20 protein-coding genes and 2 pseudogenes are annotated in these 22,479 nt (G+C 72.5%); 13 read left to right on the forward strand and 9 right to left on the reverse strand.

What is annotated here, in order from left to right; genetic code table 11:
• Window positions 1-500: 500 nt before the first annotated feature.
• The 3 genes from ABZ318_RS17715 to ABZ318_RS17725 all read right to left on the reverse strand — a co-directional run bounded on the left by ABZ318_RS17715 (window position 501) and on the right by ABZ318_RS17725 (window position 2,815).
• Window positions 501-1,118 (reverse strand): hypothetical protein, encoded by a 618-nt coding sequence (locus tag ABZ318_RS17715; protein WP_356903380.1) that lies wholly within the window; start codon window positions 1,116-1,118, stop codon window positions 501-503.
• 35 nt (window positions 1,119-1,153) lie between these two features.
• On the reverse strand, window positions 1,154-1,441 hold the full coding sequence (locus ABZ318_RS17720) for a WhiB family transcriptional regulator (protein WP_356903381.1): 288 nt from the start codon (window positions 1,439-1,441) through the stop codon (window positions 1,154-1,156).
• 360 nt (window positions 1,442-1,801) lie between these two features.
• On the reverse strand, window positions 1,802-2,815 hold the full coding sequence (locus ABZ318_RS17725) for a glutathione S-transferase C-terminal domain-containing protein (protein ID WP_356903382.1): 1,014 nt from the start codon (window positions 2,813-2,815) through the stop codon (window positions 1,802-1,804).
• Between the two features lie 391 nt (window positions 2,816-3,206).
• On the opposite strand from ABZ318_RS17725, the gene ABZ318_RS17730 reads away from it, so the two are divergent.
• From ABZ318_RS17730 to ABZ318_RS17755, 6 genes are all read left to right on the forward strand, one after another.
• Window positions 3,207-4,922: a histidine kinase gene (locus tag ABZ318_RS17730; RefSeq protein ID WP_356903383.1), complete on the forward strand. Its 1,716-nt coding sequence runs from the start codon at window positions 3,207-3,209 to the stop codon at window positions 4,920-4,922.
• A complete protein-coding gene (locus tag ABZ318_RS17735; RefSeq protein ID WP_356903384.1) occupies window positions 4,919-5,599 on the forward strand; it encodes a response regulator transcription factor in 681 nt (226 codons plus the stop codon). Before ABZ318_RS17730 ends, ABZ318_RS17735 begins: the two co-directional genes overlap by 4 nt.
• Window positions 5,600-5,828: 229 nt before the next feature.
• Window positions 5,829-6,602 carry an ABC transporter ATP-binding protein gene (locus ABZ318_RS17740; protein WP_356903385.1) on the forward strand — a complete coding sequence of 258 codons (774 nt, stop codon included), beginning with the start codon at window positions 5,829-5,831 and terminating at the stop codon, window positions 6,600-6,602.
• 52 nt (window positions 6,603-6,654) lie between these two features.
• Complete coding sequence (locus ABZ318_RS17745; protein ID WP_356903386.1) at window positions 6,655-9,216, forward strand: FtsX-like permease family protein; 2,562 nt, start codon at window positions 6,655-6,657, stop codon at window positions 9,214-9,216.
• A 368-nt stretch (window positions 9,217-9,584) separates the two neighbouring features.
• Window positions 9,585-11,219, forward strand: a complete 1,635-nt coding sequence (gene abc-f, locus ABZ318_RS17750) for a ribosomal protection-like ABC-F family protein (protein ID WP_356903387.1) — start codon at window positions 9,585-9,587, stop codon at window positions 11,217-11,219.
• Window positions 11,220-11,298: 79 nt separating this feature from the next.
• Window positions 11,299-12,924, forward strand: a complete 1,626-nt coding sequence (locus ABZ318_RS17755; protein WP_356903388.1) for an ABC-F family ATP-binding cassette domain-containing protein — start codon at window positions 11,299-11,301, stop codon at window positions 12,922-12,924.
• Between the two features lie 134 nt (window positions 12,925-13,058).
• Here ABZ318_RS17755 and ABZ318_RS17760 read toward each other — a convergent pair whose 3' ends face one another.
• Window positions 13,059-13,628: an SMI1/KNR4 family protein gene (locus ABZ318_RS17760; protein ID WP_356903389.1), complete on the reverse strand. Its 570-nt coding sequence runs from the start codon at window positions 13,626-13,628 to the stop codon at window positions 13,059-13,061.
• A gap of 191 nt (window positions 13,629-13,819) precedes the next feature.
• Window positions 13,820-14,302 carry a VTT domain-containing protein gene (locus ABZ318_RS17765; protein WP_356903390.1) on the reverse strand — a complete coding sequence of 161 codons (483 nt, stop codon included), beginning with the start codon at window positions 14,300-14,302 and terminating at the stop codon, window positions 13,820-13,822.
• A 300-nt stretch (window positions 14,303-14,602) separates the two neighbouring features.
• Between ABZ318_RS17765 and ABZ318_RS17770 the strand changes: the two genes are divergently transcribed.
• Together ABZ318_RS17770 and ABZ318_RS17775 are read left to right on the forward strand one after the other, a co-directional pair.
• Window positions 14,603-15,136, forward strand: coding sequence for an SMI1/KNR4 family protein (locus ABZ318_RS17770; RefSeq protein WP_356903391.1), 534 nt, complete (start codon window positions 14,603-14,605; stop codon window positions 15,134-15,136).
• 425 nt (window positions 15,137-15,561) lie between these two features.
• Window positions 15,562-16,434 carry a class I SAM-dependent methyltransferase gene (locus ABZ318_RS17775; RefSeq protein WP_356903392.1) on the forward strand — a complete coding sequence of 291 codons (873 nt, stop codon included), beginning with the start codon at window positions 15,562-15,564 and terminating at the stop codon, window positions 16,432-16,434.
• Window positions 16,435-16,475: 41 nt separating this feature from the next.
• Here ABZ318_RS17775 and ABZ318_RS17780 read toward each other — a convergent pair whose 3' ends face one another.
• Window positions 16,476-16,766: a hypothetical protein gene (locus ABZ318_RS17780; protein WP_356903393.1), complete on the reverse strand. Its 291-nt coding sequence runs from the start codon at window positions 16,764-16,766 to the stop codon at window positions 16,476-16,478.
• Between the two features lie 318 nt (window positions 16,767-17,084).
• On the opposite strand from ABZ318_RS17780, the pseudogene ABZ318_RS17785 reads away from it, so the two are divergent.
• The 3 genes and pseudogenes from ABZ318_RS17785 to ABZ318_RS17795 form a co-directional block, all read left to right on the forward strand.
• A pseudogene (locus tag ABZ318_RS17785) lies at window positions 17,085-17,273 on the forward strand (catalase); the annotation flags it as partial.
• Window positions 17,270-17,640, forward strand: a pseudogene (locus ABZ318_RS17790) (catalase); the annotation flags it as partial. The pseudogenes ABZ318_RS17785 and ABZ318_RS17790, both read left to right, overlap by 4 nt.
• Before the next feature lie 47 nt (window positions 17,641-17,687).
• Window positions 17,688-18,176, forward strand: a complete 489-nt coding sequence (locus ABZ318_RS17795; protein ID WP_356903394.1) for a flavin reductase family protein — start codon at window positions 17,688-17,690, stop codon at window positions 18,174-18,176.
• Between the two features lie 435 nt (window positions 18,177-18,611).
• Here ABZ318_RS17795 and ABZ318_RS17800 read toward each other — a convergent pair whose 3' ends face one another.
• Together ABZ318_RS17800 and ABZ318_RS17805 are read right to left on the reverse strand one after the other, a co-directional pair.
• A complete protein-coding gene (locus tag ABZ318_RS17800; RefSeq protein WP_356903395.1) occupies window positions 18,612-19,196 on the reverse strand; it encodes an SRPBCC family protein in 585 nt (194 codons plus the stop codon).
• Window positions 19,197-19,262: 66 nt separating this feature from the next.
• The gene (locus tag ABZ318_RS17805) at window positions 19,263-19,439 is read right to left on the reverse strand and encodes a hypothetical protein (protein WP_356903396.1); all 177 of its coding nucleotides are present in this window, start codon (window positions 19,437-19,439) and stop codon (window positions 19,263-19,265) included.
• Between the two features lie 250 nt (window positions 19,440-19,689).
• On the opposite strand from ABZ318_RS17805, the gene ABZ318_RS17810 reads away from it, so the two are divergent.
• Window positions 19,690-20,463 carry an ADP-ribosylglycohydrolase family protein gene (locus ABZ318_RS17810; RefSeq protein WP_356903398.1) on the forward strand — a complete coding sequence of 258 codons (774 nt, stop codon included), beginning with the start codon at window positions 19,690-19,692 and terminating at the stop codon, window positions 20,461-20,463.
• A gap of 98 nt (window positions 20,464-20,561) precedes the next feature.
• Here ABZ318_RS17810 and ABZ318_RS17815 read toward each other — a convergent pair whose 3' ends face one another.
• Entirely contained in the window at window positions 20,562-20,996 is a 435-nt protein-coding gene (locus ABZ318_RS17815; protein ID WP_356903399.1) for a MarR family transcriptional regulator, read from the reverse strand.
• A gap of 118 nt (window positions 20,997-21,114) precedes the next feature.
• On the opposite strand from ABZ318_RS17815, the gene ABZ318_RS17820 reads away from it, so the two are divergent.
• Window positions 21,115-22,242, forward strand: coding sequence for an NADH:flavin oxidoreductase (locus tag ABZ318_RS17820; RefSeq protein ID WP_356903400.1), 1,128 nt, complete (start codon window positions 21,115-21,117; stop codon window positions 22,240-22,242).
• Window positions 22,243-22,479: the final 237 nt, after the last annotated feature.

Raw genomic sequence — 22,479 nt, forward strand, 5'->3', positions numbered from 1 at the left:
GGAGGTCGACGACTTCGAGGTACGCGTCGATCAACTCGCCCTCGGCCCGCGTCAGTGCGGGCAGCGACGGCCCACAGGGCCGCCGACAGCGGGGGCTTCGCGCTCACCGTTGTCGCCGTACCCCGGGCCTCGGCCGTCGCCCGACCCGTCCTTCGTGTCCCGCCCGCGCGGCGCGGCGGGGGGCACGGCGGGAGCCTTCGTGCGGCTCCCACCGCTCCGGCCCGTGGCGCCGGGGTCGTCGGGCGGGACGGCGGGCAGCGGCGCCTGCGGCGGCGTCGCCCGAGGCGGGGCGGGCGGTGGCGGGAACGGCGGTGCGGGGGGCGGTGCCGCGGGACGGCCGGCTCGCTGGGCGGGCACGGACGCGGGCACGCCGCCGTTGCCGACGGGCGCCCGGCCGTCGGCAGCGCCCGGTGCGCCCGGGGCCTTCGGGGGCACGGGCCGGCGCCGCGCGGCGCCGCCGCTCCCGCCTGTCGTCTCCTCGTTGCGGTTCTCGCGTGCCATCACGCTCCACTTCCCTTCGGGTCGAGCAGGCGCCGGCGGTGTCGCCCCGAGCGGGGACGGACGGCGTCGGCCGGCTTCCCGGTCTCCATCAGGTCCTCGAACAGCGCACGTGCGTGGACCAGCGCCTCCCTCAGCTCCTCCGTCGAGGCCGATGTGGAGCGCCCCGCACGGCGTATCGCGCGGATGCCCTCCACATGGCGCGGATGGTGCACCGACAGGGCGGCGAGCTGTTCCTCGCGCCGGTCCGCCCCCGGGAAGCCCTCGGTCTCCGCGACCCGTGCGAGGAGCTCGTCCGCGTCGGCCACTGACTGCCGCGGCGCGTCGACGAAGCGCTCCTGGAGCGTGGTCCACTGAGCGGTGTAGTGCTCGCGGACCGCCGGCGCCAACGGCAGGGGGTGGATGCCGCCGTACCCGTCGAGCCGCTCGCGCAGGTCGCGGTGGGCGGACTCGCTGTCGCCGCGGTGCCGTTCGAGCGTGCGGTCGTACTCGGGGCCGAAGCGTCGCTTGAGGGAGCTCGCGCTCCTGTCCGTACCCGTGAGGGCCCGGACCAGGAAACCGGCCGCCAAGAGGACGGCGACCGTCGCCGCGAGGAAGAGAACTGCGGTCTGGGTCGACATGACTGCCTTCCTGGATGGTGGTGACTCCTGGCCGACTACGCCGCTGCCGCGCCGGTTCCGCCGGACGGCTGACGCTCGCTCACCGTGAGGCCGCCCCAGACTCCGTACGGCTCGGCCACACTGACGGCATGTTGCAGGCACCGGGCCTGTACGGGGCATTGGTCGCACACCGCCTTGGCGGCCTCCTCCCGCGCCACCCGGTCCTGGCCGCGCTCGCCCTCAGGGTGGAAGAACACCTCGGTACCCAGGCCGCGGCACGCGGCCGCCCTCTGCCAGGCCCACTGATGCTCCGCCCGTCCGGGCAGGTGCGATACCTTCGACATGTCAGGCCTCTCCTTCGCTCCGGTCGGCCGTACGTCTCCTCTCATCCGTCTGGCCGCTGAATCCCGGGCGAAACGTGCCACATCACCTGCGCGGAGAACCCGGCGTGTCAGCGCGGGCAGAAGAACCAGCAGAAGGGGAAGGGGGTTCTGATCGCCCGGGCCCGGAAGTGCGCGTGTTCCTGGTGCAGTCCGCGCGGGGATTCCTCGAACTCGTGGCGCCGTTCCCGCTCCACGAGGAACGACAGGTCGGCCGGCCGAAGGCGGCCCTGTCGTAACTGTCGCCGCCCACCGCGCGGTCGACGGCGTGCCGGGTCACCAGGTCGCCGCCGCGTACGGCGCGTACGGGCCGGGGCGGGTCGCCTATGCCCTCGATGTCGTCCAGGAGCTTCCGGCCGGCGGGGGCACTCGCTCGGACTCCGGTGGCGGACCGGGCGGGGTGCCGTCGCCGAACGGCCGTCCGCCGAGGTCCTCACGGGCGTGCGGGGTGAGCCAGCCACGGGGGTCCGGGCCCCGGGGGACGATGCCGGTCGGGTTGATGGCGTGGTGGACCACGTAGTAGTGGGCTTTGATCTGCGCGAAGTCGATCGTGTCGCCGAAGCCGGGCGTCTGGAAGAGGTCTCGGGCGTAGGCCCAGAGAGCGGGCAACTCGGTCAGCTTCTGCCGGTTGCACTTGAAGTGGCCGTGGTAGACGGCGTCGAACCGCGCCAGTGTCGTGAAGAGCCGGACGTCGGCCTCGGTGATGGTGTCGCCCACCAGGTAGCGTCGGCGTCCGAGACGCTCCTCGAGCCAGTCGAGCCGCGCCCACAATCGCTGGTAGGCCGTGTCGTACGCCTCCTGCGTGCGGGCGAAGCCGCACTTGTAGACGCCGTCGTTCACGTCCTGGAAGACCTTCTCGGCCACGTCGTCGATCTCGTCGCGCAGGTTCTCGGGATAGAGGTCGGGCGCGCCGTCCCTCTGGTGGGCCGCCCACTCCTGGCCGAGGTCGAGCGTGATCCGGGCGAAGTCATTGGTCACCACCTGGCCGGTGGGGACGTCGACGAGCGCGGGCACGGTGATGCCCCGCGAGTAGCCGGGGTCGCGCTGGAAGAACGCCTCCCGCAGCAGCTCGATCCCCAGCACCGGGTCCTTGCCGCCGGGGTCCAGGTGGAAGGACCAGCTCCGATCGTCGTGGATCGGTCCCGCGATGCCCAGGGAGAGCACGCCCTCGAGCCCCATCAGCCGCCGGACGATCGCCGCCCGGTTCGCCCACGGGCAGGCCCGGGCGATCACCAGTCGGTAGCGTCCGGGCTCCACGGGCCAGCCGTCGCGGCCGTCGGCCGTGATCCGTGTCGCGAGGTAGTTCTGGTCCCGATGGAATTCCCCGTCACCAGCCATACTCCGAGCCTAACGGTGCCCGCGACCCCACGGGGAACGTGCGTGGGATGTCCGGGGACGTGTCGAGCGTGTCCGGACGGGTCCGTGGCGACGACGTCCGGGGGCGCGTGTCGCCGATACCCGGGCCGGTGAGGTCGTACCTGGATCGGTGAGGTCGTACCCGGCTCGGTGAGCTCGTGCCCGGGTCAGTGAGGTCGTCCCGGGTCGTGAGGTCGTACCCGGCTCGGTGAGGTCGTCGTTCGTCCTTCGGACGCCGGCTGTCTCTGCCGAAAGGAAGAGTTCCGGATCGGTCCTGAGGTCCACGCCGGGCCTCTCGCCCCGATCGATACTGGACGATGTGCCTCTTCTCAGCCGTTTCCGTCGTGACGTCCAGCCCGAGCGGGATGCTCCCGTGCGTCCGGCCGACGTCGGCCGGGCCGTCGGTGAGACGGCCGGCGTGGCCGTGGCCGCCCTGTGTCTGTGGGTGGTCGCCCTGCGTCTGTGGGACCTGCCGCACCCGGGATTCCAGCTCTCCATGGTCCCGGTCGCCGTCGCGCTCTTCCCGCTGCGGCGTCGCCGCCCCGAAGCCGTGCTCCTGGTCCTCGCCGTTCTCGCCGGCGTGGCGCCCGTCGTCGGGCCGGTCACGGCGGCGACCGCGTACGCGGTGGCGCTCGGTACGATCCGCCCGCGCCGCGCCCGGCTGCCGGGCGGCGCGAGTCTGCTGACCGTGGCGGCCGCCGCCGCGGCCGGCCCCTGGGTGGGCCCCGGCTCCGCCGCGTACGGTCTGGAACTCGGGTTGGCCATGGCGATGACCGCCGTGGTCGTACCCGGTCTGGTGGGGACGGTCTCCGGGCAGCAGGCCCGGCTGGTGTGGGCGCTGCGCGAGCGCGGCGACGCCGCCGAGCGCGCCCGCCGGTTCGCGGACAGCGAGGCGCGGCTGCACGAGCGGGCCAGGATCGCCGCCGAGATGCACGACCTGGTGGGCCACCGGCTCAGTCTGATCTCCCTGCACGCCGGGGGTCTGGAACTCGCCCTCGACAAGGCCGATCCCGAGCTGCGTGAGGAAGCCGTCCTGGTCCGGCGCACCACCCGCGACGCGATGCGCGAACTGCGTCAGACGCTCGGGGTCCTGGGGCCGCTCGGCCGGGACACCGGACCGGACGCGCTCACCGCCGCCACCGGCACCCGGGCCGACGTCGAGGCGCTGGTGGCGGAGTCCCACGACGGCGGCATCGACGTGCGGCTGGAGTGGAGCGGCCCCGACCTCGACGCGCGCCCACCGCGGGTGCGCCGGGCGGTGCACCGGGTGGTGCGGGAGGCCCTGACGAACGTGCACCGGTACGCGGCGACCTCCCGTGTCACCGTGCGGGTCACGCACGACGACCGGACGGTGGGCGTCGCGGTCCGCAACGGCGCGCCGGCGGCCCCGGCCGGGCCGGCGACGGGGACCGGGACGGGGCGCGGCCTGCCCGGTCTGCGCGAACGGGTCGAGCTGCTCGGCGGGACGTTCGAGGCGTACGCGCTGCCGTCCGGCGGGTTCGAGGTGGTCGCGGCCGTCCCTGCGGAACCGTCCGACACCGTCGCGAGGAGTCCGGTCGCTGCTGTCCCTGCGGATCCGGCCGCCCTCGCGAGGGACCCGGCGGCGACCGTCCCGGTGGAACCGGGCGACACGGTCGCGAGGAACCCGGCCTCGGGCGGCCCGGCCGACTCTCCCCCGAGCGGGTCCGCCGAGGGGGCGGTCGTGGTGCCGCGCGGTCCGCGATCCGCCGGGGCGCTGACGCTCGGTCTCGAGGCGGCGGCCCTGGGGGTGGTGATGGCGCTCGCGATCAGTCTGGTCTACGGCCAGCCGCGGGGCACGACCCCGCCTCCGCGGCCGCGCCTCGGCATGACCTACCAGGAGCTGAAGGGGGTCTTCGACAACCCGGCCGTCCGCGCGGCGGCCACCGGACACGAACCGGCACGGCCCCCCGACGCGGTGGGCTGCGTCTTCCCGCCCGCCGGCGCCGATCCCGGCCCCGGCTCCTTCACCGTCACGCGCTACTGCTTCGACGCCGCGCAACGGCTCGTCTCCATCGACCGATTCACCGTCCCGTCGGTACGGGACGCCCCGCCCTGGGAGTCTTCATGACCGAGCCGTCCGCGCCGATCCGTGTCCTGGTCGTCGACGACGAGGCGATGATCCGGCACGGGGTGCGCCTGATCCTGCGGCATGCGGAGGGCATCGACGTGGTCGCGGAGGCGGCGAACGGACACGCGGCGGTCGAGGAGGCCGCCGCACACCGACCTGACGTGGCTCTGGTGGACATCCGTATGCCGGTGTGCGACGGTCTGGCCGCGATCGCGCCGCTGCTCGCCCTTGATCCCGCGCCGCGCGTGGTGATGCTGACGACCTTCGGCGACGACGACAACGTGGTGCGGGCGCTGCGGGAGGGGGCTGCCGGGTTCCTGTTGAAGGACGAGGGCCCGCAGGAGCTGATCAGCGCGGTACGGGCGGCCGCCGCCGGGGACTCCGTGCTCTCGCCGGGGGTGACCGGGGCGGTGATCTCGCGGATGCTGCGTTCCGGCGGGGCTCCGGGCGACGCCGAGGGTGCGCTCGTGGACGAGCGGATCGCCCGGCTCACCGGCCGGGAGCGGGAGGTCCTGGCGATGCTCGGCCAGGGGCTGTCGAACCAGGGCATCGCCGGGCGGCTCGGCATCGGGGTCGGCACGGTCAAGACCCATGTGGGTGCCGTCCTGGACAAGACGGGTTCGGCGAGTCGTGTGCAGGCCGCGCTGCTGGCGCACCGCACCGGCCTGGCCTCCTGAAGCGGAGGTCCCAGGTCGTCGCGCGTCCGCGTCCGGACCCCGGTGTCGCTCCCGCTCCGGGGCGGGGTCCCTGACCTACGGCAGAGAGCGGCCGAGGTGGCTCTGTCCTTGGACAGAGACCGATTCCCGCCTCCAGTACGACGTTTCCGCAGTTCGGCGTCGTGAGGATGGACACGTCCTCCGGTTCGTGAGTCACCTCGCGAGCCGTCGTATCCCGGGCGGAGCCTCCATGTCACACATCCTTCCTTCCTCCAGCGCGACCCTCGTCGCGCCGGCCGCACGCGCGTCCGGCCTGACCAAGACGTACGGGAGCGGGGAGACCCGGGTCACCGCGCTGGACGCGGTGACCGTGGAGTTCGCGCGGGGCCGGTTCTCCGCCGTCATGGGCCCGTCCGGCTCCGGCAAGTCCACCCTGATGCACTGCATGGCCGGCCTGGACCCGGTGACCTCGGGTTCGGCCCGGATCGGCGACGTCGAACTGTCCTCCCTGAACGACCGGCAGTTGACGGGGCTGCGGCGGGAGAAGGTCGGTTTCGTCTTCCAGGGGTTCAACCTGTTGCCCACCCTGACCGCGCTGGAGAACATCGTTCTGCCCCTGCGGCTGGCCGGCCGGAAGCCGGAGGCGGAGTGGCTGGACGCCGTCGTGGCCACCGTCGGTCTCGCGGACCGGCTCACGCATCGCCCGGCCCAGCTCTCCGGCGGTCAGCAGCAGCGCGTCGCCGTGGCCCGCGCCCTGGTCTCCCGTCCGGAGATCGTCTTCGCCGACGAGCCGACCGGCAACCTCGACTCCCGTTCCGGTGCGGAGGTACTGGGCTTCCTCCGGGACTCGGTGCGGGAACTGGGCCAGACCGTGGTGATGGTCACCCACGACCCGGTGGCCGCCGCCCACACGGACCGGGTGGTCTTCCTGGCCGACGGCCGGGTCGTGGACGAGCTGCACGACCCGACAGCCGACGCCGTACTCGACCGGATGCTCGCGTTCGACTCCCCGGTCCGTACCTGACCGTGCCGTCAGCCCGCGACCGCACGTCCCGACCACCCTTCGAAAGTCCACCATGCTGCGAACTGCTCTGCGCAACGTCCTCGCCTACAAAGCCCGTCTGGTCATGACCGTGCTGACGGTCTGCCTCGGCGTCGCGTTCGTCACCGGCTCTCTGGTCTTCGCCGATTCCACCACCGCCGCCTACCGCGCCTCCTTGTCCCGCGACTACGCGGACATCGCGGTGAGCGTGACGCCGGCCTACCACCCGGGCATGTCCGACGCGGAGCGGTACGGCCTTCTGGACGACGCCCTGGCCCGCAAGTTGTCCGGCGTCGCCGGCGTCGCTTCCGTCCGGCCGGTTGCCGAGGGTTCGGTCACCCTGTCGGCCAAGGACGGCACGCCGATGGGGGCCGCCGGCAGGATGGGCAGGTTCGGAGTCGCGTACGTCCCCGGCGCCGACGGCAAGGACGACCGCTACCCGCTGACGGGCGGTCACGCTCCCCGCGGTGGGGGTGAAGTCGCGCTCGACCGGGGCACCGCGGCCGCCGCCGGTTACGTCCTCGGCGACACCGTCACCCTCGCCACGGACGGACCGGCCCTGAAGAAGCGCCTGGTGGGCCTGGTGTCCACCGACGACAGTCGGGTGAACTCCGGCGGCACCCTGGCCGTGTTCGACAAGGCCACCGCCCAGAAGCTGTTCGCCGCACCTGGGCGCTACAACCAGATCGACCTGACCGCCGCACCGGGCACCGGTGAGCCCGAACTCGCCGACCGCGTCGCCTCCGTCCTGCCCGCCGACCGCACCGAAGTCACCACCGGCAGTGCCCAGGCCGCGCAGCAGTCCGTCTACATCGACGCCAGGACCAGCAGCCATCAGCGTCTGCCCCTGCTCTTCGGCTCCGTCTCGCTGTTCATCGGCTCGCTCCTCGTCGTCAACACGTTCGTCATGCTCGTGGCGCGCCGGAGCCGCGAGATCGCCCTGTTGCGGGCGATCGGCGCCACCCGCCGCCAGGTGGTCCGCTCGGTCCTCGCCGAAGCCTTCCTGGTCGGCCTCGTCGCGTCCGTCCTCGGATTCGTGCTGGGCCTCGGGGTGGCCACGGTGCTGCCGGGCGTCCTGAACACCTCCGGCGACCTGCTGCCGAGCGGGCCCCTGGTGATCAGCCCGACCACGGTCCTCGCCGCGCTCGCGGTGGGGGTCGGAGTGACCGTGCTCGCCGCCTGGCTGCCCTCGCGACGCGCGGCGCGGATCGCCCCGGTCGAGGCGATGCGCGCCGCCGAGCAGCCGCCGTCCGTGACGGTCTCCCGCGTCCGCGGCGTCGCCGGTCTGGCCCTGGTCGCCCTGGGTGCCGGCCTGCTGTTCTCGCTCGGCGACGCGACCAGCGCCACCGACGACAACCTCCGGGCCGCGATGTTCGGGGCGGGCGTCCTCGTCGTCGGGCTGATCACGCTGGCCCCGCTGCTCGCCGGCCCGGTGATCCGGCTCCTCGGCCGTGTCACCGCCCGCCTCGGGGTCGTGGGCGAGCTCGCCCGCGAGAACGCCCTGCGCGACCCGCGGCGCACCGCCGCCACCGCCGCCACCCTGATGATCAGCACCGCGCTGGTCACCGGCCTCGCCGTCGTCGACCAGTCCACGAACCGGGCCCTGGACGCCCAGGCCGCCGCCGGGCTGGGCGCCGACTACGTCATCAGCACCGGCGACACCACCACCGGCATCGACGCCGCCGCCGTCCGGCGCGTCGCCGCCGTGTCCGGCGTGCGGATCGCCTCCGCCGTGGCCGACTCCTCCCTCAGCGCCGGCCCCCACGTCAGGATGGTCTCCGGGGTCGACCCGAAGTCCGTGGACGCCGTGATGAAGCTTCGTTTCCTGAGTGGTTCCGCCGAGGGCCTCGGGCCGGGCAAGGTCGCCGTCTCCCGTTCCTTCGCCCGCGAGCACCACGTCACCACCGGCGAGCAGATCAAGGCGGGCATCGGTCCCGGAACCGCCGACGCGTCCTACACCGTCGTCGGCGTCTACCAGGACAATCCGACCGCGCAGGACGTACTCGGTCACATCACCGACGTGCAGGAGCACAGCCTGCTGCGTGGCTCCGTGCAACGCGTCCTGGTCCGCACCTCGGACGGAAGGGTCTCCGAGGACCTGGAGAAGCGCCTGCGCGCCGCCGTGAGCGACAGCCCGCTGCTGAAGGTCCAGGACCGCGCCCAGCTCGTCGAGGAACAGGCCGGTGTCGCGGGCGAGCTGATGACCACGCTGTCCGGACTGCTCGTCGTCGGCGTCCTCATCTCCGCACTCGGCATGATCAACACCCTCGCCATGTCGGTCACGGAACGCACGCGCGAGATCGGCGTCCTGCGCGCCATCGGCATGGACCGTTCCGGCGTCCGCCGCATGATCCGGCTGGAAGCCGTCTGCGTGGCCGCCTTCGGCAGCCTGCTCGGACTGGCGGGCGGGCTGTTCGGGGCATGGAAGATCAGCGGGCTCGCCAACGGCGCGATCCCGCAGTACTCCTTCTCTCCGCCCTGGCCCGCCCTCGCCCTCGTGGTCCTGGTCTTCCTCGTCGTCGGCGCGGCCTCGGCCGCCCTGCCGGCGCGGCGGGCCGCCGCGCTCAGCCCCTTGAAGGCCGTCACCGAGGTCTAGGGCCTGTCTGACCCTGATCGGACGCGCCGTCCCGGGCGGCGCGTCCGGGGCCCGGGCCCGGCCTCTCCTCCCCCGCAGGAGGCCGGTGCGTCACCGCGCGGAGAGATCCCGGGGTGCGTGCGGAACCGCGCGTCCCGCGCACCTCGGGGCCGGTGCCTGTTAGGGTGTTGGTGACCTGGATCGTGTATGGAGGAGTCGCAGACGTGGTGGGTGACGACGACATCTCCGGGTGAGACCCGGATCTGACGGCCACCGGCCGGTGCTCAGGAGCGCCGCCGATGTGGTCCGTTTCGTCGTATCCCCTTTTCCCACGTCTGCCCAGGGCAGAGGTCCATTCCCCCTGCCCTCAGTACCTTCGAGGTGCCTCCATGTCCGACGCCGCCGTCATCTGCTCGAACCTTTCCTTCGCCTGGCCGGACGACACCCCGGTCTTCGCCGACCTGTCCTTCGCCATGGCCACCGGCCGTACGGGCCTGGTCGCCCCCAACGGTTCCGGCAAGAGCACGCTGCTCAAGCTGATCGCCGGTGAACTCCGGCCCGCCACGGGCTCGGTGTCGGTCGGCGGAACGCTCGGCTACCTCCCGCAGAGCCTCCCGCTGACCGGTGACCTCACGGTCGCCGAAGTACTCGGTGTCGCCGCGGTGATCCGCGCCCTGGACGCCGTGGAGTCCGGCGACGTCAGCGAGGAGCACTTCACCGCCATCGGCGACGACTGGGACATCGAGGAGCGCACGCGCGCCCAGCTCGACCGCCTGGGCCTCGCGGGCCTCGCGCTGGACCGCAGCCTGAGCACGCTCAGCGGTGGCCAGGTCGTCTCGCTCGGCCTCGCCGCCCAACTGCTCAGGCGTCCTGACGTCCTGCTGCTCGACGAGCCCACCAACAACCTCGACCTTCAGGCCCGCCACAAGCTCTACGACGTGCTGGGGGACTTCAACGGCACTCTGCTCCTCGTCAGCCACGACCGCGCGCTCCTCGACCGCATGGAGCGCATCGCCGAGCTCGGGAGCGACGAACTGCGCTTCTACGGTGGCAATTTCACCGAGTACGAGGAGGCCGTGCGCGCCGAGCAGGAGGTCACGGAGAAGAACGTCCGCAACGCGGAGCAGGAACTGAAGCGGGAGAAGCGGGAGATGCAGCAGGCCCGGGAACGGGCTGAGCGCCGGCAGAGCAACGCCGCCCGCAACCTCAAGAGCGCCGGTCTGCCCCGTATCTTCGCCGGCAACATGAAGCGCGGCGCGCAGGAGTCCGCGGGGCGGGCCGGGCAGATGCACTCGGCTCGGGTCAGCGAGGCGAAGGCCCGTCTCGACGAGGCCGGACGCGCCCTGCGCAACGAGCAGCGCCTCGCCCTGGACCTTCCCGACACCCGGGTGCCCGCCGGGCGCAACCTCTTCCTGGGCGAGGGGATGCAGGTGCGTCTGGGCGACAGTCCGGTGTTCGCGGAGGGAGGTGTCGACCTGGTCGTCCGGGGCCCCGAGCGGATCGCGCTGACCGGTCCCAACGGTGCCGGAAAGACCACGTTGATGCGCCTGGTCACCGGCGAACTCGCCCCTGACAGTGGGGAGATCAAGCGGAGCGACGGACGGATCGCGTACCTCTCGCAGCGCCTGGACACCCTGGACCCGGACCGCACCGTGGCGGAGAACTTCGCCGCGTTCGCCCCCGAGCGGCCCGAGGCGGAGCGGATGAACCTGCTGGCCCGTTTCCTCTTCCGGGGCGCCCGGGCACACCTTCCCGTCGGCGTGCTCTCCGGCGGCGAGCGCCTGCGCGCCACCCTGGCCTGCGTCCTGTGCGCCGAACCGGCCCCGCATCTGCTGCTCCTCGACGAACCGACGAACAACCTCGACCTGGTCAGCGCGAGCCAGTTGGAGAGCGCGCTCGATTCCTACCAGGGCGCCTTCATGGTGGTCAGCCACGACGAGCGGTTCCTCACCGAGATCGGGGTGAACCGCTGGCTGCGGCTGGCCGACGGCACGCTCACGGAGACGGGAGCCCCTGGGATGTGAACCGCCGATGTGTGAAGCGGCCCGCGTCCGAGGCGGCACGCCCCGCGGGCCGAACACCGGTCACATCGAACGGACAGCCATGTCTCAGCCCGCTCTGCTCGCCCATGACCTCGTACGCGACCTGGGCGGCCGTCGCGTCCTCGACGGCGTCTCCCTGACCGCCTCCCCCGGCCGTCGCATCGGCCTGATCGGGGAGAACGGCGTCGGCAAGTCCACCCTGCTGCGGGTGCTCGCCGGCGTCGACGAGCCCGACGCGGGGAGCGTCACGCGCCCCGCCGACCTGGGCTTCCTCCACCAGAAAATGCCGTACGACGCCGACTCCACCATCGCCGCGGTGCTGGACGAGGCACTGCGCGAGGCTCGCGAGGACCTCGCCGAACTGGACCGGCTCGGCGAGGCACTCGCCCGCGTCCCGGAGGACGACCCCGGCCATCGGGCATTTCTCGACGCCTACGGCAGGCGCCTCGAACAGGCTCAGGACCGGGAGGCCTGGGACGCCGACCGGCGGGCCGCCCTCGTCCTCGACGGGCTGGGTCTGAGCGCGTTCGCACACGACCGCTCACTCGGCTCGTTGTCCGGCGGGCAGCGCGGCCGGCTGGCCCTGGCCGCGCTGCTCGTACGCCGGCCCTCGGCGCTGCTGCTGGACGAGCCGACCAACCATCTCGACGACGGTGCCGCGTCCTTCCTGGAGGAGCAAGTCCGGGGCCTGTGCGGGACCGTGGTGATCGCCGGCCACGACCGGGCCTTCCTCGACGCCGTCTGCACGGATCTGATCGACCTCGATCCGGCGGTGGACGGCCCGGTCCGCTACGGCGGCAACTACAGCGCCTACCTCGGCGAGAAGCATGCCGAACGGGAGCGCTGGGAGCGGAGGTACGCCGAGGAGCAGCACGAGCTGGAGGAACTTCGCACCTCGGCGGGCGTGACCGCGCACCGGGTCGCACCGGACCGGGGCCGTACCGACAACGAGAAGATGGGGTACGGCCACCGGGCGGGCCGGGTGCAGAACCAGATCTCCCGCCGTGTGCGCAACGCTACGCGTCGGCTGGAGGAGTTGGAGCGCACCCGGGTCGCCGAGCCTCCTCGCCCGCTGCGGTTCGCGACCGGGGGACTGGCCGCGCGGGCGGAGGAGGACCCGCAGCCCCTGGTGTCCCTGCGGGACGTACGGGTGCCCGGCCGGCTCACGGTGGATGCCCTGGAGGTGCCGGTGAACTGCCGGCTGCTGGTCACGGGCGGCAACGGAGCGGGCAAGTCGACGCTGCTCGCCGTACTCGCCGGACGTCTCACCGCCGAGGGCCAGGTCCGCAGGCGGCACGGGCTGACGGTGGGACTACTGGCCCAGGACACCGTGTTCGACCGGCCCGACCGCACGGTCCGTGACACCTACGAGCTGTCACTGGGTCCGGCGCGGGCCGAGAAGGTGCCGCTGCGCTCGCTCGGTCTGCTGCACGAGGCGGACCTGGAGAAACCCGTCGGCCTGCTGTCCGTGGGGCAGCGCCGACGGCTCGCGCTGGCCCTCCTGGTGGCCCACCCGCCCCAGTTGCTGCTGCTCGACGAACCCACCAACCACCTCTCCCCGGCCCTCTGCGACGAACTGGAGGCCGCGCTCGACACGGGCCCCGGCGCGATCGTCCTCGCGAGCCACGACCGGTGGCTCCGCCGACGCTGGCAGGGCCGCGAAGTCCGCCTGGGGGCGGACGACTGACAAGGTTTCGACGGTGTTCCGCCGGGGGGCGGCTCGGTCGAGGTACCGGCAGGCCGCGTCGGCGACGGCCGGGACGCAGCCGCCCTCGCCCTTCACCTCGCCTCAACGCGATGGCTGACGCGGGATCTCTTGTTTCACGACCAGACGAGTCGCCCTTCGGCGACCTTGCAGACCGGATGGTTTCCCTCGGCGATCTTCGTCAGCATCTCCGCCACGAAGTCGAAATAGTGGGCCAGCGATTCGTACTCGCCCGTGATCGTGATCTCACCCACGAACCACCTGCCGACGCGCCCGTCCCGCACGTCGATGAACTTTCCCGTCCAGCCGTCCTGATCCGACAGGAACGGGATCCACTCATTACGCCAGAACGGATTGTCCGGCTGGTCCGAAGGGTCGAATCCACTGGGCACGGAACGGTTCGCGTAAAGCTTCTCAATCGCCCGGATGCCCAGAAAGAAGCTTCCTTCATCCGGGAACCCTGCGAAGCCGCAACATGCCACATCGGCGTCGACGTCCTCCTCGGGAAGATCCAGGTTGTTCTGCAGCAGCCACGCCCGAAGATCCCGAGGGAGAGGGACGCCCATGCGCTCCTCGGCGGCCGCGAGCATGTGCTCCGTGGCGGGCCCAGGCAGATCCGCGTGATCGGCCGGGGCGTGCTGCCGAAGAAGACTCATCACACGGGACCAGCTCTCCGTCACACTCATTTCCCCCTGCCCTCTCTCCACGGATGCCTCTATACGACTGCGCCACTGGGGGGGAGGGCGGAGCGCTGACCGGAGCCCACGTCAGCCCCACCGCGTGACGTCGGTCGCCAAAGCCGTCCTCACCCTGGCGTGGCGAAGCTGAAAAACTTTCACTGCCCGCGGCGGCACCTATCCGTCCCTGACAGACAGGCTCACGATACGTCGGCCACGGTGTCACCGGAGGGTCGGGCCGCCCTTCTTCTGCGGTACACCACCACCCCGCACACCGCGAGGAGGAGGGCGGCCACGGCGGACACCCCGAAGGCGGTCCGCTCGGCGAAGAGCCTTCCCAGCACTTCGAGCACGCCGAGCCCCGCGGTCGCGTAGACCAGCGCCCAGGCCGCGCCGCCCACGAACAGGGCGGGGAGGTAGCGCGGCAACGGCATGCGCATGCTGCCGGCGAGGAAGTTGGCGGCGGTCTGGAAACCGACGGTCAGGAAGGAGACGGCCACCACGGGGGCGCCCCACCGCTGGATCGCCCGCTCGGCGCGCCGGAACCTCTCCGAGGAGATCCGCCCGGCGAACCTGCTGCGCCGGGCACCGGCGCCGGCGAGCCACCCGACGGCGAACGTCCCTCCGGCGCGAAGCAGAACGATGACGTACAGGGCCCCGGCCGTGAGTGCGATCCTATCCACGACGCCTCGTCCCGGACGCCGGGCGAGAACCCGCGTCCCCCGTCGCCCTCGTGCGCGTCCCGCCCCGGCGAGCGCGCGACGCGCACAGGCCCGACCCGACTCCCACTCGCGCCCCGCCTCCGCTCGTTCCGCCCACCGGGCTCCCGCCCGAGGTACCAGAACCCGAACCTGCACGCCTGGATTCACACACCAGGCAAGGTCAGCCTAACCTAAGGCGTATGCGGCGGATACGGAGCATCGCTGCCCCGAGGAACGACAGGCAAGGTCAGCGCGTCCGTTCGGCCCGTCGCCCGCCCCGCGATGCTGTCCGCCACCCGGGCCGCATCGGACAACAAGGACCTGCCCGCGCCTGTCGACGGTGCCCGGATCGCGACGGCCGAGGAGCAACTGGGATTCGCGTTGCACCCCCTGCTCGCACGTCTGTACCGCGAGGTCGCCGACGGTGGCTTCGGGCCCGACTACCGACTGCTGCCTCTGCTCGGTCCGGGCTCCAACGTCGTCGGCGAATACCTGACGCGACGTGAGGCGTCCGCGGGGGCGGGGCATCCCGAGTGGCCCGAAGGCGTCATACCCGTCCTGACCTGGGGCTGCGCCATGTACGCGGGCGTTGATTGTCGCAGTGAGGACGGTCAGGTCCTGCTGTTCGAGCCGAACCCGTACAGCGGTGGATCGTGGGAGCAGTGCTGGTTCCTCGACTCCCCGGGTCTCGCAGCGTGGCTGGAGACATGGCTCGCGGGGACGGGCTGGTTCGAAGAGGACGCCTTCGACAGGGACGACGTGGTCGAGCCCCAGCCGTGGGACGAGGCGGCGAGCCGACTGACCTCCGGCACGTAGCGGAACACCGACCGCGGCGGGCGCCCATCGCCCACCCGGGGTACTCGATCCGAGGTCCGCGTCGTGACGTTCCGATGCCGTCGTCGGTCGGCTGTCGCCCCTCACCCCCGCGTGAGGAGCCCCGGGCTGACTTCCGTCAGCAGGACAGGGCCGCGCCCGCGGCAGAGACTGGAGAGGCGCGGAGGCGTGTTTCTCGGCAGTCGGGAGACGACCGCCGCGCACCGACGGGTCCGGCGCCACGGGCACGGACGCCGCGCCGGCGCAGCTCGTCAGGGTCCAGGGCGGTCTCGTCGCACCGTGTCCGCCTTGCGCCGCCACCGCCCCGAGTGCCCCGAGTGCCCCCGAGGAAAGGGTCCGGCCATGACGTCGTGGATGGCGTTCGACGATCTCGCCTTCCCGCCCCGCGCGTCAGCCCGGGTGACGAATTGAGTGCCCGCGGCGGAGGCGACGCGGCGGACGGGGGGCGCTACGGCCGGGACGTGTTCCGGCCCGAGCAGCCCGGTGAGGCCGAGCGGATCGATCTCGGGGCGCTGGCGTACGACGACCTCACCCTGACCCGGCTGCGCGCCCTCGGTGTCGGGCCGGGGTGGCGCTGTCTGGACATCGGTGCCGGTACGGGCACGGTCTCGCGGCGTCTGTTGCGCGAGGCGGAGGTGGCGGGCGTGCTGGCCGTCGACCGTGACGTGCGCTTCCTCGCCGAACGGCCCGTACCTGGGCTCGACGTCCTCCAGGCCGACATCACCGCCCCGGATTTCGCGCCGGGCCTGTTCGATCTGGTGCACGCGCGGTTCGTGCTGATGCACCTGCCGCGGCCCGAGCGGATGGTGTCGGCGCTGGCCGGGCTGGTCGCGCCGGGCGGGGTGCTCGTGCTCAGCGACGCGGTCGACCTGACCAGCGACCGTACGGGTGCCCCGGAGCCGGCCTCGGACGGCGGGGCGGCGGCCGACACACCGTACGCCGCCGCGATGCGCGCGATGTGGCAGGGGCTGCGCGGCTCCATCGGCACGGACGTCTCCTGGGTGCCGTCGTATCCGCGGCTGCTGCGCGGGGCCGGTCTGGGGACGGTCGGCGCGGAGATGTACGTTCCGCCGCTGCTGCGAGGCAGCCCGATCAGCCGTTTCTGGGCCGACACGTGGGAGCGCAGCCGGGCGTCGATGGTGGCCACCGGGTTGATCGACGATGCCGGGATCGATGCGGCGGTCCGCTACCTGGAATCGGACGCGTGCGCGGCGTTGTCGGCTGGGATGCTCACCGCCTGGGGCCGCAGACCGGGTCCTCCGGGGCCGTCGGCAGGCTGACACCCCGTGAGTCGGTGGGGCCAGGGTCCTGGGCATGGGCCTCACTCCTCCGGACGATGCGAGCGCCGCACGGCCGCCGCGACCAGGGAGAGTTCGGCGAGGGCGGCGGGGACCGTCAACGCCACGCCCCCTCCGACGTACAGGGCGAAGTCCCTCTGAAGGGCGCGGCGTACCGACGGCGGCGAGACCGGGGCCAGAACCGTCCGGCACGCGGCGTCCTCGCGTTCCTCCGCTCCGCGACGGAGGACGGCGCACACGCGCAGGGCGGTGCTCGTCGCGGCTCCGCGCCGTCGAGCATGGCGGTGACGGCGTATCCGACCGTCCGCCGTCAAGCCCGCTCCGTCTCCTCGGCCCGCTGTCCGCCCGCGCTGCGTCGCAGGGCCTCGGCGAGCGCCGGCCTGGACGCGTCCGGCAGGCTCGCCACTGTGCGGGAGGGCTTCTGCGACGCCCCGGACAGCCCGGCCGCAGCCTCGGGAGACCAATCCGGTCAATGGCGACCCGGGCGGCCGCCCGAGTCCGGATCACGCGCCCCGTCGCCCACTCTCCGTGGCGTCGCCGCCGGTCGGTCACGAAGCGTGATTCCTCCGGTAGCGGCTTTCGTCGAGTAGGCAGAGGGTAGGTGGGCGTGCGCGACGACGAAAGGCAGAGCGATGCCCGAGGGCCGACCCGCGACGACCGGCTCCGGCACCGAGGTGGAGAGTGACGAGCATTCGCTCACCGTGGGGCCGGGCGGTCCGATCCTCTCCCAGGACGCCTACCTGATCGAGCAGATGGCGCAGTTCAACCGGGAGCGCCTCCCGGAACACCGGCCGCACGCCAAGGGCAGTGGCGCGTCCGGCCGAACGGCTTCGCCCCCGGTATCGGTCCGGGCCCGGACCGGATGCTGTCGGCCCGGCTCTTCTCGTACTCGGACACCCATCGCGCCCGCCGCGGACACCGAACGGTACGGAAACCCGCCGAGCTGGAACGCGGACGGCGAGATCACCCGAGCGGCGTACGTCACGCACCCTGACGACGGCTGGGGGCAGATCGGCCCCCTCCTCGACGGCGTTGAGCGAACCGGTCCTGGAACGCGCCTTCGCGTACTGGGCCGACATCGACGCGGGCATCGGCAAGTACCTCGGCGAGCGCATCGCCGAGGGCGTCCGCGCCGGGCAGGGCTCGTGGGGACGGACGTGGCGAACCGCCAGGCAGGGGTCGTCATGAACGCGGCCCCTCGCCCCGGCGGAGGGACTCGGCAGGGAGGAGACACCATGGCGGAGTTCACTGCCTTCACCGATGTGGTCGACGGCCCGATGTACGTGGTCACGGCCGCGTCCGGAGGCGAGCGGGCCGGCTGCCTGGTGGGTTTCGCGTCGCAATGCTCGATCGACCCACCCAGGTTCGTCGTGTGGCTGTCGATCGCCAACCGCACCTACCGCGTCGCGCGCGAAGCCGAGTACCTCACCGTGCACCTGCTCCACGAGGGGGACCGGGCGGCGGCCGAGCTGTTCGGAGGGGAGACGGGTGACCGGGTGGACAAGTTCGCCAGGGTCGGCTGGCATCCGGGAGATGCGGGCAGCCCCGTCCTGGAGGGGCTCGCCACGTGGTTCACCGGCCGGATCGACGGACGGGTCGAGGGCGGCGACCACGTGGGCTTCCTCCTGACGCCCGTGGCGGCGGCTCCCCCGACGGCGGGCCCCCCTCCCCCGCTGCTCCGCTACCGGGCGCTGCGGGATCTCGACCCCGGCCACCCCGCCTGAGACCTCCGCATGGGAAAACGCGGGGCGGGTAGACGCTCGGCGTTCCGGCACCCGCCCGGCTGCTGAGTCATGGGCCGCCGTGGCTCTCGGAGGGGGCCGCCGTGCCCCGCGGTTCAGGTCCGAAGCGTCGACGTCAGTACGAGCACAGCAGTACGAGCACACCTGAAGAGCATTCGATCACGTTCTCGACCGGGAGAAGCTGATGGACATGGGCACCGTTCCCGTACCGCCCGATCCCGACACCACACCGGCCCCACCCCCCGAACCGCCACGTCCGCCCGGGCCGCCGAAGCCCGTCGAGCCGCCGCCCGTGCCGCCGGATCCCCCGGCACCGCCGGGCGGGCCCGTCCCTCCGACCGAGCCGTCGCCCCCTCCACCCGAGCCCCCGAAGCCCGGGCCGCCCCAGCCCGGCGCGCCGGAGCCGCCTGACTGAGTTCAGACGCCGGGCTCTTCGTCAGGATCACTCGGCAGCGGGCCGGGGTAGGGCCCTGGCCGCTCGGGCTCGGGCCGGGCAGCCCCGCCCGTGTCGCTGCCCGTCGCGGCGCCGGCCGTGCCCGGACTGTCGGCGGGACGGAGCCGGCCGCGCCAACCGCCGGTGGCGCTGCCGCGCTCCTCGATGAAGTCCTTGAAGCGCTGCAGATCGCCCTGGACACGGTTCTCCAGCACTCCGAGCGCCTCACCGGCCCGCTCGACCATGCCGTGGGGCTCGACGTCGAGCGCCAGGCTCACCCGCGTGTGCGTGTCGTCGAGGCGCTGGAAGGTGACGACGCCCTTCTGGTCGGTGTCCCCGCCGACCGTCCGCCAGGAGATCCGCTCGTCCGGGAGCTGGTCGACGATCTCGGTGTCGAACTCCCTGGAGACGCCAGCGAACCGCGTACGCCAGTGACACAGGCGGTCGTCGAGCTGCTTCACGTACTCCACACCGTCCATGAAGCGGGGGAACTCCTCGAACTGCGTCCACTGGTCGTAGACCACGCGCAGCGGGGCGTCCACCCTGATCGTCTCCTGCACCATGCTCATGGTGTCCTCCTCGATCTGGTGCGGGTGGGAAGACCCGATGTCAGCGGCTACCCCGTCCCGCGGCACTCACACGCGCCGACGGCGAACGCGGATGCCCCGAGGCGTCCCGGCGACCACTCCGATGCGGCCGTCCAGGAGCTCGCGTACGTCGACGCTGATCATGGGCCCCGTGGCGAGGACGCTCACCCCGACGGACGTGGTCGAGGTCGAACCGACCGTCCCTGTGGGGGTGGAGCGTGGCATTCGCGGGGATGGTGACGGGAAGGCATCAAGGGTCCGTCAGATCCGTTCATTCCCTGCTGCGGACGTACTTCCGCCAACACACCGGCGCCAAGCCGGAGATCTAGGCTTTCAAGAGCCGCTGCCCCGCGGGGGCGGGTGGGCGAGCTGTCTCGGCGAGGACTCAGCGGTTGGCGGCCGACATCCTCCGGCTCGTGAGCGGCCCCGGCCCGCTGCCGTCGAGGTCCCCCGAGCGAAGGGAGACGGTCGAGCCGTGGGTCGACCGCGTGGACGACCGTGCTCGGGGGCAGGGAGGGCGTCCGGGCTCGCCTTCGGTGACGCCTTCGGGGACCGTTGGTTCGGCATCCTGCGTCGCGAGGGCCCGGCGGCCCTGGAGGCGCGGACCCTCCCGCCGGAGCCCCTGTGGCGGTGGAGCGACGACACCGCCCAGGCGCTGGTCCTCGTACGGGAACTCGCCGAGGGCGGCGGTGACGTCGACCAGGACCGTCTCGCCCTGCGCCTCGCCGAGGCCTACGCCGACGACACGCACCGCGGCTACGGAGCCTCCATGCACGACGTGCTCCGCCGGATCGACGCGGGCGAGCCCTGGCAGGAGGTGGTCGCCGGACAGTTCGGCGGCCAGGGCTCCTGGGGCAACGGCGCGGCCATGCGCGTCGCCCCGCTCGGCGCCTGGCACTCCGCCGACCTCGACGCCGTCGCCGCACGGCTTCCCGGGAACGACGTCCGGTCGGGGCTGCGGATCGCGGCCCGGATGCCGGCACACACCTCGGTCCGGCATGCCGCGGAGGTCCTGGGTTCCGGTTACCGGATGTCCGGACCCGACACCGTCCCCTACACCCTCTGGTGCGCGGCAGGGCACCTCGACGACCTCCACGAAGGCCTGTGGACCACCGTCGCCGGGCGCGGCGACATCGACACCACCTGCGCCATCGCGGGCGGAGTCATCGCCGCTCGCACGGGCACCACCGCACTCCCGCCCCTCTGGCACGCCGCCCGTGAACCACTCCCCCCGCTCACATCGCGGTAGGAACTCATGAGGACCCGCGCGTCCATCAGGGCAGGAGGCACGGCTCACAATGCCAACCGCGACGCCTTCGTGTGCGAACGTCCTCGCACAGGCCGGGGTCAGGTGGCGGGCGGAGAGACGAAGACCCGTTCCAGCAGGGTGTACAGGGAGGCCCGGTCCTGGTCGTCGAGCCTGTCCAGGCCCTCCTGTGTGGTGCGCATCTTCGCGCGGATCGCGTCGGTGACGCGCTCGCCCTCGGCTGTGAGGATGACGTTCTTGACGCGCCGGTCGGAGGCGTCGGCCTCGCGGCGCACCAGGCCGCGCTGCTCCAGCCGGTCGATGATCCCGGTCATGTTGGAAGCGTCGCAGGCCATGGTCTCGGCCAGGGCGCGCATCGCGGCGGGTCCCCGACGCAGCACGGTCAGGGCCTTGCCCTGGCTCGCCGTGAGGTTCTCACTCGCCGCCGCGACGGTGAAGTCGCCGTAGTAGACGCCGAGCGACACGGAGAGCAGCTCCATGAGCCGGGCCGTGTCGACGCGGGGGCCTTCTGTCATGCGGGCCACTCTACCCGGAGATGCTTGACTATCTCAAATATCTACCTCTACCGTTTCCTCATTGCATGAAGTTCTCAAGCATCAAGGTTGTCAAGTAGTAGCCATGAGGAGCCTCCCTGTGACCGTCACCGCGTCCCCCGCCTCCCGCGCGGCCGAGATCCTGTCCCGGCCCGTCACGCTGAACGGCCTGACCGTCCCGAACCGCATCGCGATGGCGCCCATGACGCGCATGTTCTCCCCCGGCGGAGTCCCCGGCGAGGACGTGCAGTCGTACTACGCCCGCCGCGCCGCCGCCGGCGTGGGCCTGATCGTCACCGAGGGGACCTACGTCGGCCACGAGTCGGCCGGGCAGAGCGACCGTGTGCCGCGGTTCCACGGCGAGGAGCAGCTGGCGGGATGGGCGAAGGTCGCGGAGGCCGTGCACGCGGCGGGCGGCACGATCGTGCCGCAGCTGTGGCACATCGGCATGGTGCGCAAGCAGGGCCAGGCGCCTTACGCCGACGCCCCGGCCATGGGCCCCTCCGGCATCCGCCCGGACGGCACCGAGGGCACGGGCAAGGCAATGACCCAGAAGGATCTGGACGACGTCATCGGCGCCTTCGCCGAGGCCGCCGCGGCCGCCGAGCGCATCGGCTTCGACGGCGTCGAACTGCACGGCGCCCACGGCTACCTCCTCGACCAGTTCCTGTGGGCGGGGACGAACCGCCGTACCGACGCCTACGGCGGCGACCCCGTGGCCCGTACGAAGTTCGCGGCCGAGATCGTGGCCGCGGTCCGCGAGACCGTCTCGCCCGACTTCCCGGTGATCTTCCGCTTCTCGCAGTGGAAGCAGGACGCCTACGACGCGCGGCTCGCCGAGACCCCGGAGGAACTGGAGGCGATCCTGGCCCCGCTCGCAGCGGCCGGCGTCGACGTGTTCCACGCCTCCACCCGCCGCCACTGGATACCCGAGTTCGAGGGCTCGGACCTGAACCTGGCGGGCTGGACCAAGAAGCTCACCGGCAGGCCCACGATCACCGTCGGCTCGGTCGGCCTCGACGGCGACTTCATCCACGCCTTCGCGGGCGAGGGCGCCCCGGTTCAGGGCATCGACGACCTCCTCGACCGCCTGGAGCGCGACGAGTTCGACATGGTCGCCGTCGGCCGCGCGCTGCTCCAGGACCCGGAGTGGGCGGCGAAGGTCCTGGCGGGGCGGACCGACGAGCTGAAGCCGTACGACGCTGCTGCGGTGAAGACGCTGAGCTGACCTCGGGCTCTCGTGACGGTTCGCCGACTCCGTCGGCGAACCGTTTCGCGTGCCGGCCGAGTCGGTGCCTGCCACTGCGACACCCGCGGGGTTCGGCTCGCCAGGGCTGGAGGCGGCGAGGAGTGGTGCTGTGGCGCTCTTTACGTGACTGTCAGGCGTGACGGCGAGCATGCGGTCCGGGCGGCCGGCGCGACCCGACCCATCAGGATGTCGACCTGCCGGAACTTCGGTTCGCCG

The organism is Streptomyces sp. NPDC006197, assembly GCF_040613865.1.
Lineage (GTDB): Bacteria > Actinomycetota > Actinomycetes > Streptomycetales > Streptomycetaceae > Streptomyces.

Bases quoted from the DNA above. Each gene is read 5' to 3' on its own strand.
- ABZ318_RS17745 (WP_356903386.1), top strand. From the start codon at position 6,655: ATGCTGCGAACTGCTCTGCGCAACGTCCTCGCCTACAAAGCCCGTCTG.
- ABZ318_RS17755 (WP_356903388.1), top strand. From the start codon at position 11,299: ATGTCTCAGCCCGCTCTGCTCGCCCATGACCTCGTACGCGACCTGGGC.
- ABZ318_RS17760 (WP_356903389.1), bottom strand. From the start codon at position 13,628: ATGAGTGTGACGGAGAGCTGGTCCCGTGTGATGAGTCTTCTTCGGCAG.
- ABZ318_RS17725 (WP_356903382.1), bottom strand. From the start codon at position 2,815: ATGGCTGGTGACGGGGAATTCCATCGGGACCAGAACTACCTCGCGACA.
- ABZ318_RS17720 (WP_356903381.1), bottom strand. From the start codon at position 1,441: ATGTCGAAGGTATCGCACCTGCCCGGACGGGCGGAGCATCAGTGGGCC.
- ABZ318_RS17735 (WP_356903384.1), top strand. From the start codon at position 4,919: ATGACCGAGCCGTCCGCGCCGATCCGTGTCCTGGTCGTCGACGACGAG.
- ABZ318_RS17770 (WP_356903391.1), top strand. From the start codon at position 14,603: ATGCTGTCCGCCACCCGGGCCGCATCGGACAACAAGGACCTGCCCGCG.
- ABZ318_RS17815 (WP_356903399.1), bottom strand. From the start codon at position 20,996: ATGACAGAAGGCCCCCGCGTCGACACGGCCCGGCTCATGGAGCTGCTC.
- ABZ318_RS17715 (WP_356903380.1), bottom strand. From the start codon at position 1,118: ATGTCGACCCAGACCGCAGTTCTCTTCCTCGCGGCGACGGTCGCCGTC.
- ABZ318_RS17740 (WP_356903385.1), top strand. From the start codon at position 5,829: ATGTCACACATCCTTCCTTCCTCCAGCGCGACCCTCGTCGCGCCGGCC.
- ABZ318_RS17795 (WP_356903394.1), top strand. From the start codon at position 17,688: ATGGCGGAGTTCACTGCCTTCACCGATGTGGTCGACGGCCCGATGTAC.
- abc-f (WP_356903387.1), top strand. From the start codon at position 9,585: ATGTCCGACGCCGCCGTCATCTGCTCGAACCTTTCCTTCGCCTGGCCG.
- ABZ318_RS17800 (WP_356903395.1), bottom strand. From the start codon at position 19,196: ATGAGCATGGTGCAGGAGACGATCAGGGTGGACGCCCCGCTGCGCGTG.
- ABZ318_RS17805 (WP_356903396.1), bottom strand. From the start codon at position 19,439: ATGCCACGCTCCACCCCCACAGGGACGGTCGGTTCGACCTCGACCACG.